Origin of the sequence: Campylobacter concisus (assembly GCF_002912895.1) — a bacterium.
In the GTDB taxonomy this organism is placed as follows: Bacteria; Campylobacterota; Campylobacteria; order Campylobacterales; family Campylobacteraceae; genus Campylobacter_A; species Campylobacter_A concisus_G.
The window spans coordinates 1-14,654 of record NZ_POZX01000070.1; the positions used below are offsets into that span (position 1 = coordinate 1).

Genomic DNA, 14,654 nt, shown 5'->3' on the forward strand with positions numbered 1-14,654 from the left:
AATGTTTTCTGAAAAAGAGATACAAAACAGGAATAATCACTTTTTAAAGTTTATAAGAGATAGTGATCTAATTGTTCTTAGTAGTTTTGATGCGTTAAAAGATATGAAGAAATTTGTACCTAATTATGAAGACAAGGCAAGAGTTTTGCAATTTGTTTCACAACCAAATAACAGATACTTTGAACTAGATGAACATGATAAAAGTTTGTTACTGCAAAAGTATGAAATAAAAGATGATTTTTTTTATATACCAAATCAATTTTGGAAGCATAAAAATCACATGATGATATTTGAGGCCATTAGTGAATTAAAAAAAGATGGCATTGAGATTAATATTGTTTGTACTGGGTATCTAGGTGATTATAGAAATAAAACATATATTGATGATGCAAGGGAATTTATAAAATCAAATAATCTTGAAGATAATATAAAACTTTTGGGTCTTGTGGATTATGAAGATGTTTTTGCATTAATTAAATTCTCAAAAGCGGTGATAAATCCATCTTTGTTTGAGGGTTGGAGCTCTACAGTTGAAGAGTGTAAAAGTGTAGGAAAAAATATGATCTTGTCTGATCTAGATGTGCATAAAGAACAATATCCAAACGCAGTTTTTTTTAAAAGAGATAGTATTGAGTCTTTAAAAGAAGTACTAAAATTTTATAAGATAAAAAATGAGAGCAATGTAGAACCATTAGAAGCAAGGACAAAAAAATTTGCAAATATTTACTCTTCAATTTGTAGAGAAGTTTTGGCTCACTAGGGCATAACAATGAATAAAAAAATCTATTATAAAAACTATAATGAAAACCCAACTAAACTTAGCGTAATTACCGCAACTTATAATGTAGGAAAATTTTTACCTAGATTAATAAAAAGTCTACAAGAGCAAGTCGATAAAGATTTTGAGTGGATCGTTTCTGATGGAGCGTCTAGCGATAAGACTTTAGAAATTTTAAAAAATACTGGCGGGATAAATATAAAAGTAATTTCGGGCGAAGACTTTGGGATTTATGATGCTTTAAATAGAGGCATAAAAGCTTGCAATGGAGAATTCTATCTTGTTATCGGTGCTGATGATGAGCTTTATCCAAATGCTATTCAAGATTATAAGAAAGCTATAGAAGGTGGTGCAGATATAATAACAGCTCGTATTGATACCAATAATGGTAAAATTGAGCCAAATAGTGGTCCAAAATGGCTTAAAGGACAATTTCGCTATATTTCAGGACATGCTGTAGGCTCAATATACCGCACAAGTCTTCATCAAAAACTTGGTTACTATTCAAGAAAATTTCCAATAGCAGCAGATCAGCTATTTGTACTAACTGCTGCAAATTATGGAGCAAAGATAAAAGCTGTAAAAAGTGTTGTCGGTAAATTTTCAAATGATGGAGTTAGTAGTATTGATATATTAGGAACTCTTTGTGAATTTTACAGAGTTCAGGTGGCGATGGGCGAAAATAAATTTTTACAAACCGTCCTATTTATTTTAAGACTTATTAAAAATTTTAGAAAATTATAAAGATATATAAATGAAAGACTACGATGTTTCTATAATAGTTCCTATTTACAATGTGGAGAAATATATAGAAAAGTGTGCAACTACGCTTTTAGAGCAAGACTATAACAATATAGAGTATATTTTTGTAAATGATTGCACTCCAGATAGTTCTATGAAAATTTTGAAGGGCATTATTGAAAGATACCCAAATAGAAAAGATGATATAAAAATTATCAACAATATAAAAAATAGTGGATCAAGTCTTACTAGAAAATATGGTTTGGATGCTTCAAATGGTAAATATGTTTTGTTTGTAGATAGTGATGACTGGATTAATATTGATATGGTAAGTAAGATGTACAACGCCGCAGAATCTAATGATGCTGATATAGTTTGTTGTGATATGATTTTGCATTATAAAAATAGGCAGGTCTATAAAAAAGATAGATATAGAGATGTAAAAAATAATGACAAACTCAAGGCATCGGTTGGTGGATATATTTTACCGTCCATGACTAATAAATTAATAGAACGAAAACTTTTATTAAATATTGTTTTTAAAGAATTTCAATTTGGTGAAGATGTTTATATAATGACTCAATTATTCTATTTTTCTAAGAATACAATATATATTCCAGAGGCTTTTTTTCACTATAATAAGCTAAATTACCATAGTCTATCTACTAAAATTGATATTAGAACAGTAGCCGACATAAAAGACATGTATAAATCAATATGTGAATTCTTAAAGAGTAAAGGTATCTATGATGAGCTAATCAAATATCATAGGACTAGGCTTATTAGTGTTGTTTTTTATAATTTAAATAATGATTTCGTAAAAAATTTAAAATCTATTGATAAAGAAGCAGCGAACATTTGGCTTATATTGAAAAATAATAAATTTTCTATACTTAAAAAAGTTATTTGTCTATTACCATTTATTGGACTCGATAGATTATTTAAATTTTTTAGAGATATTTATAAGAGATAAGGTTGCTATGAAAATTTTTATAATCGGTAATGTCTCGTCTATGATGATAAATTTTAGAGAAGAGCTCATAAAACTACTTGTATCAAAAGGGCATGATGTATACTGTTTAGTTAGTGACTACAATGAAGAAAGTAGAAAAAAAATAATCTCATTGGGTGCAACACCGCTTGACCACACTTTAAATGCAAAAGGACTAAATCCATTTAAAGATTTCGTTGCTACATGTGATTTGGTTAAGCTATTTAGACAATATAGGCCAGATATGGTTTTTTCTTTTTTTGTTAAGCCAGTCATTTTTGCAACTATAGCCGCAAAAATAGTAAGAGTGCCAAGAATAGTAGGCATGATAGAAGGGCTTGGTGGGGCTTTTACGGTTCATAAAAATGGACAAACAAAAAAGGCGAAAATTATCAAAACTATACAAGTTCTTTTATATAAAATTTCACTACCATTTCTTGACGAGCTTATATTTTTAAATAATGACGATAAAAAGGACTTAATTGATAGATACAATATGAAAGTAAAGTCTATAAATATCTTAGGTGGCATAGGTGTTGATCTTGATAAATTCTCATATACTAAAGCAACAACTGATCCTATAAGTTTTATTTTTATAGCAAGATTTCTTGCAGAAAAGGGAATATTTGAGTACTTAGAGGCAGCTAAAATCGTAAAAGAAAAATATAAAGATGTAAAGTTTTATATATTTGGTAGTTTTGAAGAGCACAATCCGTTTGGATTAACGCAAGAAGAGCTAAAACCTTATCTTGATAGTGGTATAGTTATATATCCTGGCTTCGTAAATGATATAAAAGAACGGATAGTAAATAGTTCCATTTTTGTCTTGCCTTCGTATTACAGAGAAGGTGTACCAAGAAGTACGCAGGAAGCCATGGCGATAGGAAGGGCAGTAATAACCACAAATAGTGTAGGATGCAAAGAAACTGTTGAAGATGGAGTAAATGGATTCTTGGTGCCACCATTTGATAGTAAAATTTTGGCACAAAAGATGATTTATTTTATACAAAATCTAGAAATGATAGTCCAAATGGGTATGGAAAGCAGAAAAATAGCTGAAGTAAAATTTAATATAAATGAAAAGAATGAAAGACTTGCAAAGATTATTATTGGGAAATAGCACATTGCCATTTTTAGATTTTTAATTTAAAAATTTATATTGACTGGATTTTAGCAAACTTATCGTGATTTAAATAATAAAACCAAGACAAGCTGGTTAGCTTTTTAAGCTAGACTTCTACCCCGTTAGTCCACTAACTGGTTTCTGTATTATTCTTATTAGCCTTTTGTTTTAAAAATTCCTCTTCCTCTTTTGTAGAGTTATACTCATCTTTGAAAAATTTTTTCTTAGCATTAATTTTTTGCTCCAGTATCTTATTTTCATAAATTTTTATATATCGGCTTTTAGCATTCAAGATAATTTCTAAAGCTAGTGCTATATCCTACATCATAGTGATAGCTTGTACATTTTGACTCTTTATCGCTATCAAGGAGTTTTTATGACGACATGTGAGTTGGCCGATATTGACTAGGTAGTTTTCATCTTTACCGATAACTGCGAAGCAAGCGTTAGCTAATTCTAATTTTATCCATTACATTTACTGCTTATAAATAAATTTAATTACTAAAGAATTAAGCTAAATAAAATAGAAAATAAAATATAATCCCAAATCTTTGGTCCCGTAGCTCAGTTGGTAGAGCACTACCTTGACATGGTAGTGGTCGATGGTTCGAGTCCATTCGGGGCCACCACTTCTAATAAAACATCCCAAACAATAGATTTAAAAATTAATTATTGGTAAATTTTCTAAAGATGCGGTAAAGATTTATTTCAAATAATCTTTCACATCATACTCTTTGCCAGCATCGTGATCTTTTAAAAGCTTTGCCACGATAGGGCTTAAAATGATGATGGCAATTAAATTTGGTACGACCATTAAGCCATTAAACATATCTGCTAGGCTCCAGACAAAATCAACCTTTTGCAAGCTTCCCAAAAATACAAAAACGACTACTAAAATTTGAAAAGCTCTGACCGCTTTTGCCCCAAGAAGGTATCTTACGTTGATCTCAGCAAAATAGTACCATCCAAGAATCGTTGTAAATGCAAAGAAAAATAGACAAACAGCTACAAAACTATATCCGCCAACCTTGCCAAAGATATGCGATGAGAAGGCCTCTTGTACTAAGGTTATGCCTGTAAAGACTGCTTTACCATTCTCAAAGCTAATAACATTTGCAGTAAGCACTACAAAAACGGTGATATTTAAAACGATAAAAGTATCTACGAATACGCTCATTATGCCAAGTACTGCTTGATCGACCGGGTGCTTGACATTAGCTGCGGCGTGTGCGTGTGGAGTTGAGCCCATGCCAGCTTCGTTGCTAAAAAGACCCCTTGCGATGCCGTATCTCATCGCAGCTGCTATGCTAGCTCCAGTTACTCCACCCCAAGCGGCCGAAGGATCAAACGCTGCTTTATAGATAAGCAAAACTGCATCTGGAATTTCGTGAAAATTTAAAGCGATAATGATCAGTCCAACACCTACATAAAGTAAGGCCATCAAAGGCACGATCTTTTCAGCTACTCTTGCGATCGCCTTTACGCCACCTATAAAGATGACTGCGCAGACGATTGCTAAAAAAGCTCCAGTTATCCACTGAGGTATACCAAAGGCACCTTTAAAGCCGTCTGAGATCGAGTTTGCTTGCACCATATTGCCGATAAAGCCAAGTGCGATAATGATGGCGATAGCGAAAAATCCAGCTAAAATTTTTGCCCATTTCCCCTTTAATCCACGACTTATATAAAATGCCGGACCGCCTATTGTGTGCCCGCTATCGTCTTTTGTGCGGTAAATTTGAGCTAGGCAAATTTCAGCAAAATTTGTAGCCATGCCTAAAAATGCAGCGCACCACATCCAAAAAATCGCACCAGGACCGCCCATGATAAGAGCTGTTGTCGCACCTACTAGATTGCCAGTGCCAACTTGTGCGGCGATTGCGGTTGCAACTGCTTGAAACTGGCTCATACCAGCCTTGCCAGCAGCTTCGCCATGAAGTGAGAAATTCCCAAAAAGCTCTCTTAGTCCCATTTTAAACTTAAAAATTTGAACAAACCCAAGCCTAATAGTAAAAAATAGTCCAGTGCCGCAAAGTAGGGTAATAAGGAAGTATGGACCCCAAAGAAATGAATTTATACTCTCAACACAATTATTTAAAATTTCAGCAAAATTTGTAGGCATTTTCTTGACTTTCATTGGTGTAGTTTAGAGAGCGAGTATATTTAAAAAAATATAAAATTAGAATAAATAAGAAAAATTTTTTAGCTTAGCTTAAAATTTCGTGCTAGTTTTGGCTTATTCATGGTAAGCGTGTTTTAGATGGCTTTTGTGAGAAATTCGCAATCTTTATTGCGCGGATATAACTTGGTAAAACGTATTTGGCTATTGGTTTTGCTAAAAATTTTATCAAAGGCGTTTAAAAGGCTTTGACACTAAATTTTACTTCATTGTTATTTGCTGATTTGCCATATTTTGTCCGCTGTTTGACTTGCTGGTAGCCAAACTTTGCGTCAAATTTTCTCGCCTATTGCTACACAAAGTTGTTTAAAAATTTCTGGAAATCCGCTTGCTCTGCCATAAGCTGTTGTTAATCTACTCCAAGGCACGTCTTCTATCTTTAAATTTAAAACAGCCCTTTCAAATTGACAGAGTAAAGCCTAATATTTAACCCTTGGATTTTATTTTCTCTAGCCACTCATTTAGCGTTTTTTCAAAGCCTATGCCCTTGCTTTTGTAAAAAACGAGCGGTTTTTCTAGGTATTTTTGCTCGACCCAGCCGCCAAAATCATGCGGATAAAGGTAGTCTTTGCTCTCTTTTGTGTGATTTTTTAGATATGGCGGGATCTTTAAAATTTCTTCACTTTGCACGTATCTTAGGGCGGCATTTATCGCGTTGTAGCTGGAGTTTGACTTTGGTGAGCTAGCTAGATAGACGGCGCACTGAGCCAGTATGATCCTAGCCTCTGGGAAGCCTATCTCTTTTACGACACTAAGCGTGCTTGCGGCTAAATTTAGCGCATTTGGGTTTGCGTTGCCGATGTCTTCGCTGGCAAATATCGCCATCCTTCTAGCGATGAAGTCAGCACTCTCGCCAGAGTCTATGAGCCTTGCGAGATAGTATATGACGGCGTTTTCGTCGCTTCCACGCATACTTTTTATAAAAGCGCTCGCTAGCTCGTAGTGTGTGTCGTCCTCTTTTGCCCCCTCTTTTAGGGCGTTTTGGCGAAGTATTTTTAAATTTTCTAAGCTCACATTTTCATCAAGCGTGATGGCAAATTCTAGTAAATTTAGCATAGCTCTTGCGTCGCCGCCGCTACTTTTAAAGAGATACTCCTTTGCCTCCTCGTCAATGCTAAATGAAATTTGCTCTCTTATCTTGCCAAGAAGCTCCTCAAAATCGCCACTGCTAAGCGGTCTAAACTCAAAGAGCATCGAGCGACTTCTGATGCCTGAGCTTAGCGTAAAAAAGGGATTTTCAGTACTTGCGCCGATGACTAGGGCTTTGTAGTTTTCCATGGGGATGAGTAGCGCTTCTTGCTGGGTTTTGCTAAGCCTGTGGATCTCGTCTATGAAAAAGAGTGGCTTGTTTAGGGCGTTTTCGTAGTTTTTTAAAATTTTGCGAAAGTCATCTATCTTTAAATTTCCTCCGTCAAACTCGTAAAAGTCGTAGTTTGCGCCGCTTGCCACAGCCCTTGCAAAGCTCGTCTTGCCACAGCCCGCTGGACCATGAAAGATGGAATGCGGGATTTTGCCGGTAGCTATAAATTTTAAAAATACTGCTTTAACTGCCTTTTGGCCGCAAATTTCATCCAAGTTTTTTGGTCTAAACATCAGTGCAAGTGAGCTCAAATTTATTCCTTTACTGCCTTTGGTAAAATTTTGGCCTTAGCACTAAGGCCCTCTATCTTTAGTTCGTAAATTTTTATGATTTTTAGCCCATACTCCGCAGCCACGTCAAATGTACTCATCGCGTACGTGGTATATTTTTGGCTAAGAATTTTTAAAATTTCATACTTTTTGGTCTCATCCTCGACCTCGTAGGCTCTAGTTTTTGCGATTGCACTTTTATATTCAGTTGTAAAAACCTTACCACCAAGTGCCTTGCCATCGTTTTTTATCTCTTCAAGCTCACTTTCGCTTAGATGCGGGACTTTGTTAAAACTAACGCAGACAAACTCCACTTTTCGTCCATCTTGAAGTAGTTTTGCCTTACAGCCAGCGGTAGCTCCGTGTATAAAAATGCTTTCACCAACTCTAACAGGCGAGATCGGTACGCTAAAAATTTCTCCCTCATCATCCACACATGAAATTACCGCATATTCACATTCATCTATGATTTTTAAGCCATCTTCACGGCTTAGCTCTCTATCTTTTCGTCTCATTTTTTATCCTTTTTTGAAAGAGCATTTTAAAATTTAAGTGCTTAAAGGCTAGTATAACGCAAAAATTTCAAGGAAAAACATGAAAAAAATAGCTATTTTTGCCATTTTGCTTGGCGTAAATTTAGTCCATGCAAACGATGTTTGCAATGAATATATCAAGCAAAGTAGGCTCTATCTTGACGAGCTTTATGCCAAAGAGAGCAAGAAGCTTGCAAATGATGAGAAAGCGCTAAGGCTTTTTGAACTTAAATTTGATGAGTTTAAGCAAAGACAAAGCGGCCAAGAAGCCATAATTTTGCAAAACAAAGATGAGAAATTTTGCAAAAGAAAGCTTGAAGAGACAAACAAGCTTTTAAATGATCTAAAAAAATAGATCAAATTTTTACGTTTAGGTCCCAGTCTATTGGAGTTTTGCCGTGGTTTGCTAGGTAGATATTTGCTTTTGAGAAGTGACGGCAGCCAAAAAATGCTCCACGAGCCAGTGGACTTGGATGTGCTGCCTCTAAGATGAGGTGCTTGCTGGCGTCAATGAGCGGTGCTTTGGCTCTAGCTGGATTGCCCCAAAGCATGAAAACTACGTTTTGTAAATTTTCGCTTATCTTTCTTATAACAGCGTCAGTAAAGCCCTGCCAGCCAAAGCTTGCGTGAGAATTTGCCGCTCCTGCACTTACGCTAAGGGTTGAGTTTAAAAGTAGTACGCCTTGCTTTGCCCAGTTTGTAAGATCGCCGCTATTTGGCTCCTCTACGCCAAGATCGGCGTAAATTTCTTTATAGATATTTGCAAGACTTGGCGGGACTTTCACGCCACTAGGTACAGAAAAGCTTAGCCCCATGGCTTGATTTGCGCCGTGATATGGGTCTTGACCTAGGATGACTACTTTGACGTCGTGAAATGGCGTTAGATTAAATGCGTTAAATATAAGCCCGCTTGGTGGATAGACGACGCCAGCGCTCTTTGCTTTTAAGAAATTTTCTTTGATACGCGCGAAATCTTTACTCAAAAACTCATCTTTTAACATCTCTTTCCAACTTGGCTCGATCCTTATATCGTCTAAATTTATCTGCATTTTCCTGCCTTTTGTAAGTTTTAGCGGTATAATTTTAACTAAAATTTATCCAAAGGAAAGAGCTGTGTCAGAGCAAGTTTTTAATAAAATCCATGACCTTCTTAGCAAAAATGGGGCTAAATTTAGAGTGATAGAGCATGAGAGTGCGACCACTTCAGAAGAGGTGTCAAAACTTAGGGGAACAAAGATGAGCCAAGGCGCAAAGGCGCTGGTGTGCTCTATAAAAGGGGTAGATGAGGAAAAATTTAGGCAAATTTTTAAAGATGAAAATGTGTTAAATGACTACTTGCTAGATGATGAAAAGCCAGTGATGAAGGCTGGTAAAATTTACTTGCTAGCGGTATTACCAGCGGACGAGCAAGCTGATCTTGATGCACTTGCGCAAAAATTTGATGGTAAAAGAGCAAACCTTGCTAGCCCAGAGGAGGTTACGGCCTTAGCTGATAGCGTATTTGGCTCGGTTCCGCCATTTAGTTTTCATAAAAATTTGCACCTTGTTGTGGATGAGAGTTTGCTGGAGCGAAACGAGGAGATCGCCTTTAATGCAGGGCTTCTTGATAGATCAGTAGTCCTAAATGCAAAAGACTACGCCAGGATAGTAAAGCCGGTGCTTGTTAAATTTACAAAAGAAAAGTGCTAGGCTAACCACTTCCTAGCACTAAATATTGTCGGGAGAAAAATGAATTTTAGTAATGCAAAGACGAGAAATTGCTAAATTCATTTCAGTGGCAAATCTTATCAATGATAATCTTAAAGTATAATAAATTATATAGATAAAATGCTTTTAAATTAGGAATATTTATATTTATATATAAAAGTTTATATTTTAAAAACTAAAATTTTTGGCTCAAATTTTACTAAAAAGAATTTATAAAAATTTGCTTAGCAAATATTAAGTTTAGCTTAAAGCCCATTTTGATAAAATCCTTAATCGTTCTTTTATCGTAAAAAAGACAATTTGATATAAGGAAAAACAATGAGCGATATCATCGCATACAAACTAAATGGCGAAATAGTTGATACCCAAAGTATCGCAGGGCGCGAGAGTAGTGCTGAGCCTATCTATTTTGACAACTCAAAAGAGGCACTACACGTTATCAGACACTCCTGTGCACACCTCATGGCACAAGCTATCAAATCACTCTATCCAAAGGCAAAATTTTTTGTCGGACCAAACGTAGAAGATGGATTTTATTATGATTTTAGAGTTGATGATGAGGGCACGAAGCTAGGCGAGAGCGATCTAGCAGTGATCGAAGATAAGATGAAAGAGCTTGCTGAGAAGAAATTTGACATCGTCAAAACCTGCTCAACTAAAGCTAATATGAGCGATAAATTTAAAGATGACGACCTAAAACAAGAGGTCCTAAAAAGAATTCCAGATGGCGAAGTGAGCAGCTACTCACAAGGTGATTTTGAAGATCTTTGCCGCGGACCACACGTGCCAAATACCAAATTTTTAAAATTTTTCAAGATTACACGCGTGGCTGGAGCTTATCTTGGCGGCGATGAGAGCCGTGAGATGCTAACTAGAATTTATGGCACAGCTTATGCAGATAAAGAGAGCCTAAAAGAGCATATCCGCATCATCGAAGAGGCCAAAAAACGTGACCATAGAAAGCTTGGTACCGAGATGAAGCTGTTTACTTTTGATGAAGAAGTTGGTGGTGGTTTGCCGATCTGGCTACCAAATGGTGGACGCTTGCGCTCGAAGCTAGAGCAAATTTTATACAAAGCTCACCGCGACCGCGGTTATGAGCCAGTGCGTGGGCCTGAGCTTTTAAAAGCTGATGTGTGGAGAAGAAGCGGCCACTACGCAAACTATAAAGAAAATATGTATTTTACAACGATCGACGAGACAGAGTATGGCATCAAGCCGATGAACTGCGTTGGTCACATCAAAGTCTATCAAAGTGATATCCGCTCTTACCGCGATTTGCCGCTTAAATTTTTCGAATACGGCGTAGTGCATCGCCACGAAAAAAGCGGCGTTTTACACGGACTTTTCAGAGTGCGCGAATTTGCCCAGGACGACTCGCACATCTTTTGTATGCCAAGCCAAATCAAAGAAAATATCTTAGAAATTTTAAAATTTGCTGGCAAAATAATGGAAAATTTCGGCTTTCATTACGAGATGGAGATTTCGACCAAGCCTACAAAAGCGATCGGCGGGGACGAAATTTGGGAAACGGCGACCAAAGCGCTAAAAGAAGCGCTTGACGAAAACGGCTTTAAATACGGTATCGACGAGGGCGGCGGCGCATTCTACGGTCCAAAAATCGACATCAAAATCACCGATGCGCTAAAACGAAAATGGCAGTGCGGCACGATACAGGTCGATTTTAACTTGCCAGAGCGCTTTGATCTAGGCTACATCGATGCAAACAACGAAAGACAACGCCCCGTAATGCTTCACAGAGCCTTACTTGGCAGTTTTGAGAGATTTATAGGAATTTTACTTGAGCACACTGCTGGCGAACTACCATTTTTCATAGCTCCAACGCAGGTTGTCATTGTGCCTATTAGCGACGTGCATTTAGACTACGCAAAAGAAATTTCACGCGAGCTAAGAAAAATCAACGTCGATAGCGAGATCGCAAGTAAAAATGAGAGTTTAAATAAAAGAATAAGAACGGCAGAAAAACAAAGGGTGCCTATGATAGTTGTGCTAGGTGACAACGAAGTAGCGAACAAGAGCGTTGCGCTACGCGATAGACAGGCTAGGACGCAGAGCGATATGAGCTTAGCGGAATTTATAAATTTAACAAAGGAGAAACTTAGTGAGGTACATTTTTGAGTAAGGAAAATGAAGTATTGCTCAATGAGGACATAAGGGCGAGAGAGGTAAGATGTGTAGGAGATGATGGCACAGCATACGGTGTCATCTCAAGAGAAGAGGCTTTAGATATCTCAAATAAGCTTGGGCTTGATCTAGTGCTTATAGCGCCAGATGCGAAGCCGCCAGTTTGCAAGATAATGGACTATGGTAAATTCCGTTATCAGCAAGAGAAAAAGCAAAAAGAGGCCAAGAAAAAGCAAAAAACCATCGAGATAAAAGAGATAAAACTCTCTGTCAAGATCGCCCAAAACGATATAAACTACAAGGTTAAACACGCAAGCGAGTTTTTACAAGATGGTAAACATGTTAAATTTCGTGTATTTTTAAAGGGTCGCGAGATGAGCACTCCAGAAGCTGGCGTAGCTATGCTTGAGAAGGTCTGGGAAATGATAAAAAATGAAGCTGATCGCGATAAAGAACCTATGATAGAAGGTCGTTATGTAAATATGCTTGTAACTCCAAAAAAGGGTTAAATTCTCACAAAGAGCAGGCTAGGGCTTGCTCTTTTTCATTAAATTTTTAATACAAAAACTTATAAATAATTATTTTCCAAAAATCCTATCATTTTTATATGTGTTAAATTTACGCAAAGGTGTTTGCAGGGTTGATATACCTTATGGTTAAATTTGATAGGCAAAATTTGGATGTGGCTTAAATTTAGTAAATTTTGGTCTTTACTTGCTGGAATTTACCCGCTTTGTTATCGCTCGTATGGATGTTGTGTTGAAAATATTTCTTGTGAGCTTACAAAATTTTAGTGCTTGCGTGAGTATTTTTAAGCTAAATTTTGCCTAATATCTAGCTAAATTTGGCAATGGGATATCGCTTTAATAATACTTTTTTACAAAAAGCTTTGACTACTTTTGGTTTTATGTGGTGACCAAATTTGATGAGAAATTTGCTTATTTGTGGGTTAAATGCAGTAAATTTCAATTTTCGCTTACCAAAATTTATCCCACCTTTTTACTGCCTCTTACATGGGTGCTTTGCTGAAATTTGACTAAGCAAACGCAGCCTATTAGAGTAAATTTGATAACTTCTTTTGAGTTGTAAATTCATGGTATCTGTGCGAGTGCTATAAGCTAAATTTCGCCTAGTAGCTGTATAAATTTGCTAAAAAATTCGCTTGTTTATAGCTTAATTTTATAAAATTTTAATTATCTCTTGTTAAAAGAAAACTCTCTTTTAGCTAAAAGCCCAAACTTATTTCATATTGATTTACGTCCAAATTTAGCTTGGACGCAAATTTATAGAGCAAGAGCTAAAATCAGCCCTACACATATCCCTGATCTATCATCGCATCAGCCACTTTTCTAAAGCCAGCGATATTTGAGCCAAGCACCAAGTTGCCCTCATCGCCAAACTCTTTACTCGTTTCATAGCTTAGTTCAAAGATGTGATTCATGATGCCATGAAGTCTGCGATCGACCTCCTCGAAGCTCCACGAAGTCATGCCAGCATTTTGCATCATCTCAAGTCCGCTCGTGCCCACGCCACCAGCGTTTGCTGCTTTTGCTGGAGCAAAGTGAAAGTCTTTTTGTGCAAGCATGAAATTTATCGCATCAAGCGTGCTTGGCATGTTCGCGCCCTCAGCCACGAAGCGGCAGCCATTTGCGTAAAGCACTTTTATGTCGGCTAGGTGAAGTTCGTTTTGTGTCGCGCATGGGAAGGCTCCGTCGCATGGCACGTCCCAGACGCCGTTTCTGCCCTCTTTGTACTCGCTCACGCTTACGTATTTTGCATTTGGTCTAAATTTTGTGTATTCGCTAAGGCGAGCGCGCTTCACTTCTTTTAGCTCTTTAAGAACCGCAAGATCAATGCCCTCAGCGTCATAGACATATCCGTTTGAGTCAGAGACGGTGATAGGCAGTGCGCCTGCTTGATAGAGCTTTTCGACCGTGTAGATGGCGACGTTTCCGCTACCACTGATGCTGCATTTTTTGCCCTCAAGTGATAGTCCAGCTTTTTTTAGCATGTTTTGTGTGAAATATACTAGTCCGTATCCAGTAGCCTCTGTGCGCGCTAGGCTGCCGCCCCAGTTTAGCCCCTTGCCAGTTAGGATGCCATCAAATCTGCCAGTTAGCTTTTTATACTGACCAAACATATAGCCGATCTCTCTAGCGCCCACGCCGATGTCGCCTGCTGGCACATCCACGGTGTTGCCGATGTGGCGGTAAAGCTCACTCATAAATGCTTGGCAAAAGCGCATTATCTCGCCCTCGCTCTTGCCCTTTGGATCAAATGTGCTACCGCCTTTTGCACCGCCGATATTTACGCCAGTGAGCGAGTTTTTGAAAATTTGCTCAAATCCAAGAAATTTTAGCACGCCAAGATCGACGCTTGGGTGGAGCCTTAGACCGCCCTTGTATGGGCCAACGGCTGAGTTAAATTGCACGCGGTAGCCGTTATTTACCTTTGGTCTGCCATCGTCGCCTGTGTATGTCACGCGAAAGATCACCGTGCGCTCAGGGATGACGATGCGCTCTAGGATCGCGTGTTTTTGGTACTTGCTCTCTCTTTTGATAAGCGGCTCTAGGCTGTTTAAAACCTCAGTCGCAGCTTGGACAAAGACGCCTTGACCTGGGTTGGTCTTCTTTATCCACTCCATCGTTTGTTCGATGTACTCGCTCATTTTTGCTCCTTTTTCCTTTTTTTTGTAGTTAAATATTAACTCGGCTAGAAAAAATTTTTATTTAAAGATATTTTAATATTTTTATTTTGGGCAATGAGTGTTACATATTGAAACTAAATTTATAAAAAGTGGTTTTTGCTTTGGTTGCTGGGATAAATTT

Annotated in this window: 13 protein-coding genes and 1 tRNA gene; 9 read left to right on the forward strand and 5 right to left on the reverse strand. The window is 37.4% G+C overall.

Features of this window, described 5'->3' with window-relative positions; translation table 11 throughout:
* From CYP51_RS08480 to CYP51_RS08500, 5 genes are all read left to right on the forward strand, one after another.
* Positions 1–760 (forward strand): glycosyltransferase (locus CYP51_RS08480; RefSeq protein ID WP_103625104.1); only part of this gene is annotated, 760 nt, incomplete at its 5' end.
* Between the two features lie 9 nt (positions 761–769).
* Entirely contained in the window at positions 770–1,522 is a 753-nt protein-coding gene (locus CYP51_RS08485; protein WP_103560208.1) for a glycosyltransferase, read from the forward strand.
* Between the two features lie 10 nt (positions 1,523–1,532).
* A complete protein-coding gene (locus tag CYP51_RS08490; RefSeq protein WP_103625105.1) occupies positions 1,533–2,492 on the forward strand; it encodes a glycosyltransferase family 2 protein in 960 nt (319 codons plus the stop codon).
* 7 nt (positions 2,493–2,499) lie between these two features.
* The gene (locus CYP51_RS08495; protein WP_103625155.1) at positions 2,500–3,630 is read left to right on the forward strand and encodes a glycosyltransferase family 4 protein; all 1,131 of its coding nucleotides are present in this window, start codon (positions 2,500–2,502) and stop codon (positions 3,628–3,630) included.
* Between the two features lie 556 nt (positions 3,631–4,186).
* A tRNA-Val gene (locus CYP51_RS08500) sits at positions 4,187–4,262 on the forward strand.
* 74 nt (positions 4,263–4,336) lie between these two features.
* Here the strand turns inward: CYP51_RS08500 and CYP51_RS08505 are convergent.
* From CYP51_RS08505 to CYP51_RS08515, 3 genes are all read right to left on the reverse strand, one after another.
* On the reverse strand, positions 4,337–5,755 hold the full coding sequence (locus CYP51_RS08505; RefSeq protein WP_103625106.1) for an alanine/glycine:cation symporter family protein: 1,419 nt from the start codon (positions 5,753–5,755) through the stop codon (positions 4,337–4,339).
* 483 nt (positions 5,756–6,238) lie between these two features.
* Positions 6,239–7,405, reverse strand: coding sequence for a replication-associated recombination protein A (locus CYP51_RS08510; RefSeq protein WP_258032837.1), 1,167 nt, complete (start codon positions 7,403–7,405; stop codon positions 6,239–6,241).
* A gap of 20 nt (positions 7,406–7,425) precedes the next feature.
* Positions 7,426–7,956: a pyridoxamine 5'-phosphate oxidase family protein gene (locus CYP51_RS08515; RefSeq protein WP_103625108.1), complete on the reverse strand. Its 531-nt coding sequence runs from the start codon at positions 7,954–7,956 to the stop codon at positions 7,426–7,428.
* Positions 7,957–8,035: 79 nt separating this feature from the next.
* Here CYP51_RS08515 and CYP51_RS08520 point away from each other — a divergent pair, with 79 nt between their 5' ends.
* Positions 8,036–8,329: a hypothetical protein gene (locus CYP51_RS08520; protein ID WP_103625109.1), complete on the forward strand. Its 294-nt coding sequence runs from the start codon at positions 8,036–8,038 to the stop codon at positions 8,327–8,329.
* 1 nt (position 8,330) lies between these two features.
* Here the strand turns inward: CYP51_RS08520 and ung are convergent, their stop codons facing one another.
* Positions 8,331–9,023 (reverse strand): uracil-DNA glycosylase, encoded by a 693-nt coding sequence (gene ung / locus CYP51_RS08525; RefSeq protein WP_103625110.1) that lies wholly within the window; start codon positions 9,021–9,023, stop codon positions 8,331–8,333.
* A gap of 64 nt (positions 9,024–9,087) precedes the next feature.
* Here ung and CYP51_RS08530 point away from each other — a divergent pair, with 64 nt between their 5' ends.
* From CYP51_RS08530 to infC, 3 genes are all read left to right on the forward strand, one after another.
* On the forward strand, positions 9,088–9,663 hold the full coding sequence (locus CYP51_RS08530) for a YbaK/EbsC family protein (RefSeq protein ID WP_103625111.1): 576 nt from the start codon (positions 9,088–9,090) through the stop codon (positions 9,661–9,663).
* Between the two features lie 336 nt (positions 9,664–9,999).
* Positions 10,000–11,820 carry a threonine--tRNA ligase gene (gene thrS / locus CYP51_RS08540; RefSeq protein WP_103625112.1) on the forward strand — a complete coding sequence of 607 codons (1,821 nt, stop codon included), beginning with the start codon at positions 10,000–10,002 and terminating at the stop codon, positions 11,818–11,820.
* Complete coding sequence (gene infC / locus CYP51_RS08545) at positions 11,817–12,335, forward strand: translation initiation factor IF-3 (protein ID WP_103625113.1); 519 nt, start codon at positions 11,817–11,819, stop codon at positions 12,333–12,335. Before thrS ends, infC begins: the two co-directional genes overlap by 4 nt.
* A gap of 800 nt (positions 12,336–13,135) precedes the next feature.
* On the opposite strand, the gene gdhA is transcribed toward infC, so the two are convergent.
* Complete coding sequence (gdhA, locus tag CYP51_RS08550; RefSeq protein WP_103590517.1) at positions 13,136–14,494, reverse strand: NADP-specific glutamate dehydrogenase; 1,359 nt, start codon at positions 14,492–14,494, stop codon at positions 13,136–13,138.
* Between the last annotated feature and the right edge of the window lie 160 nt (positions 14,495–14,654).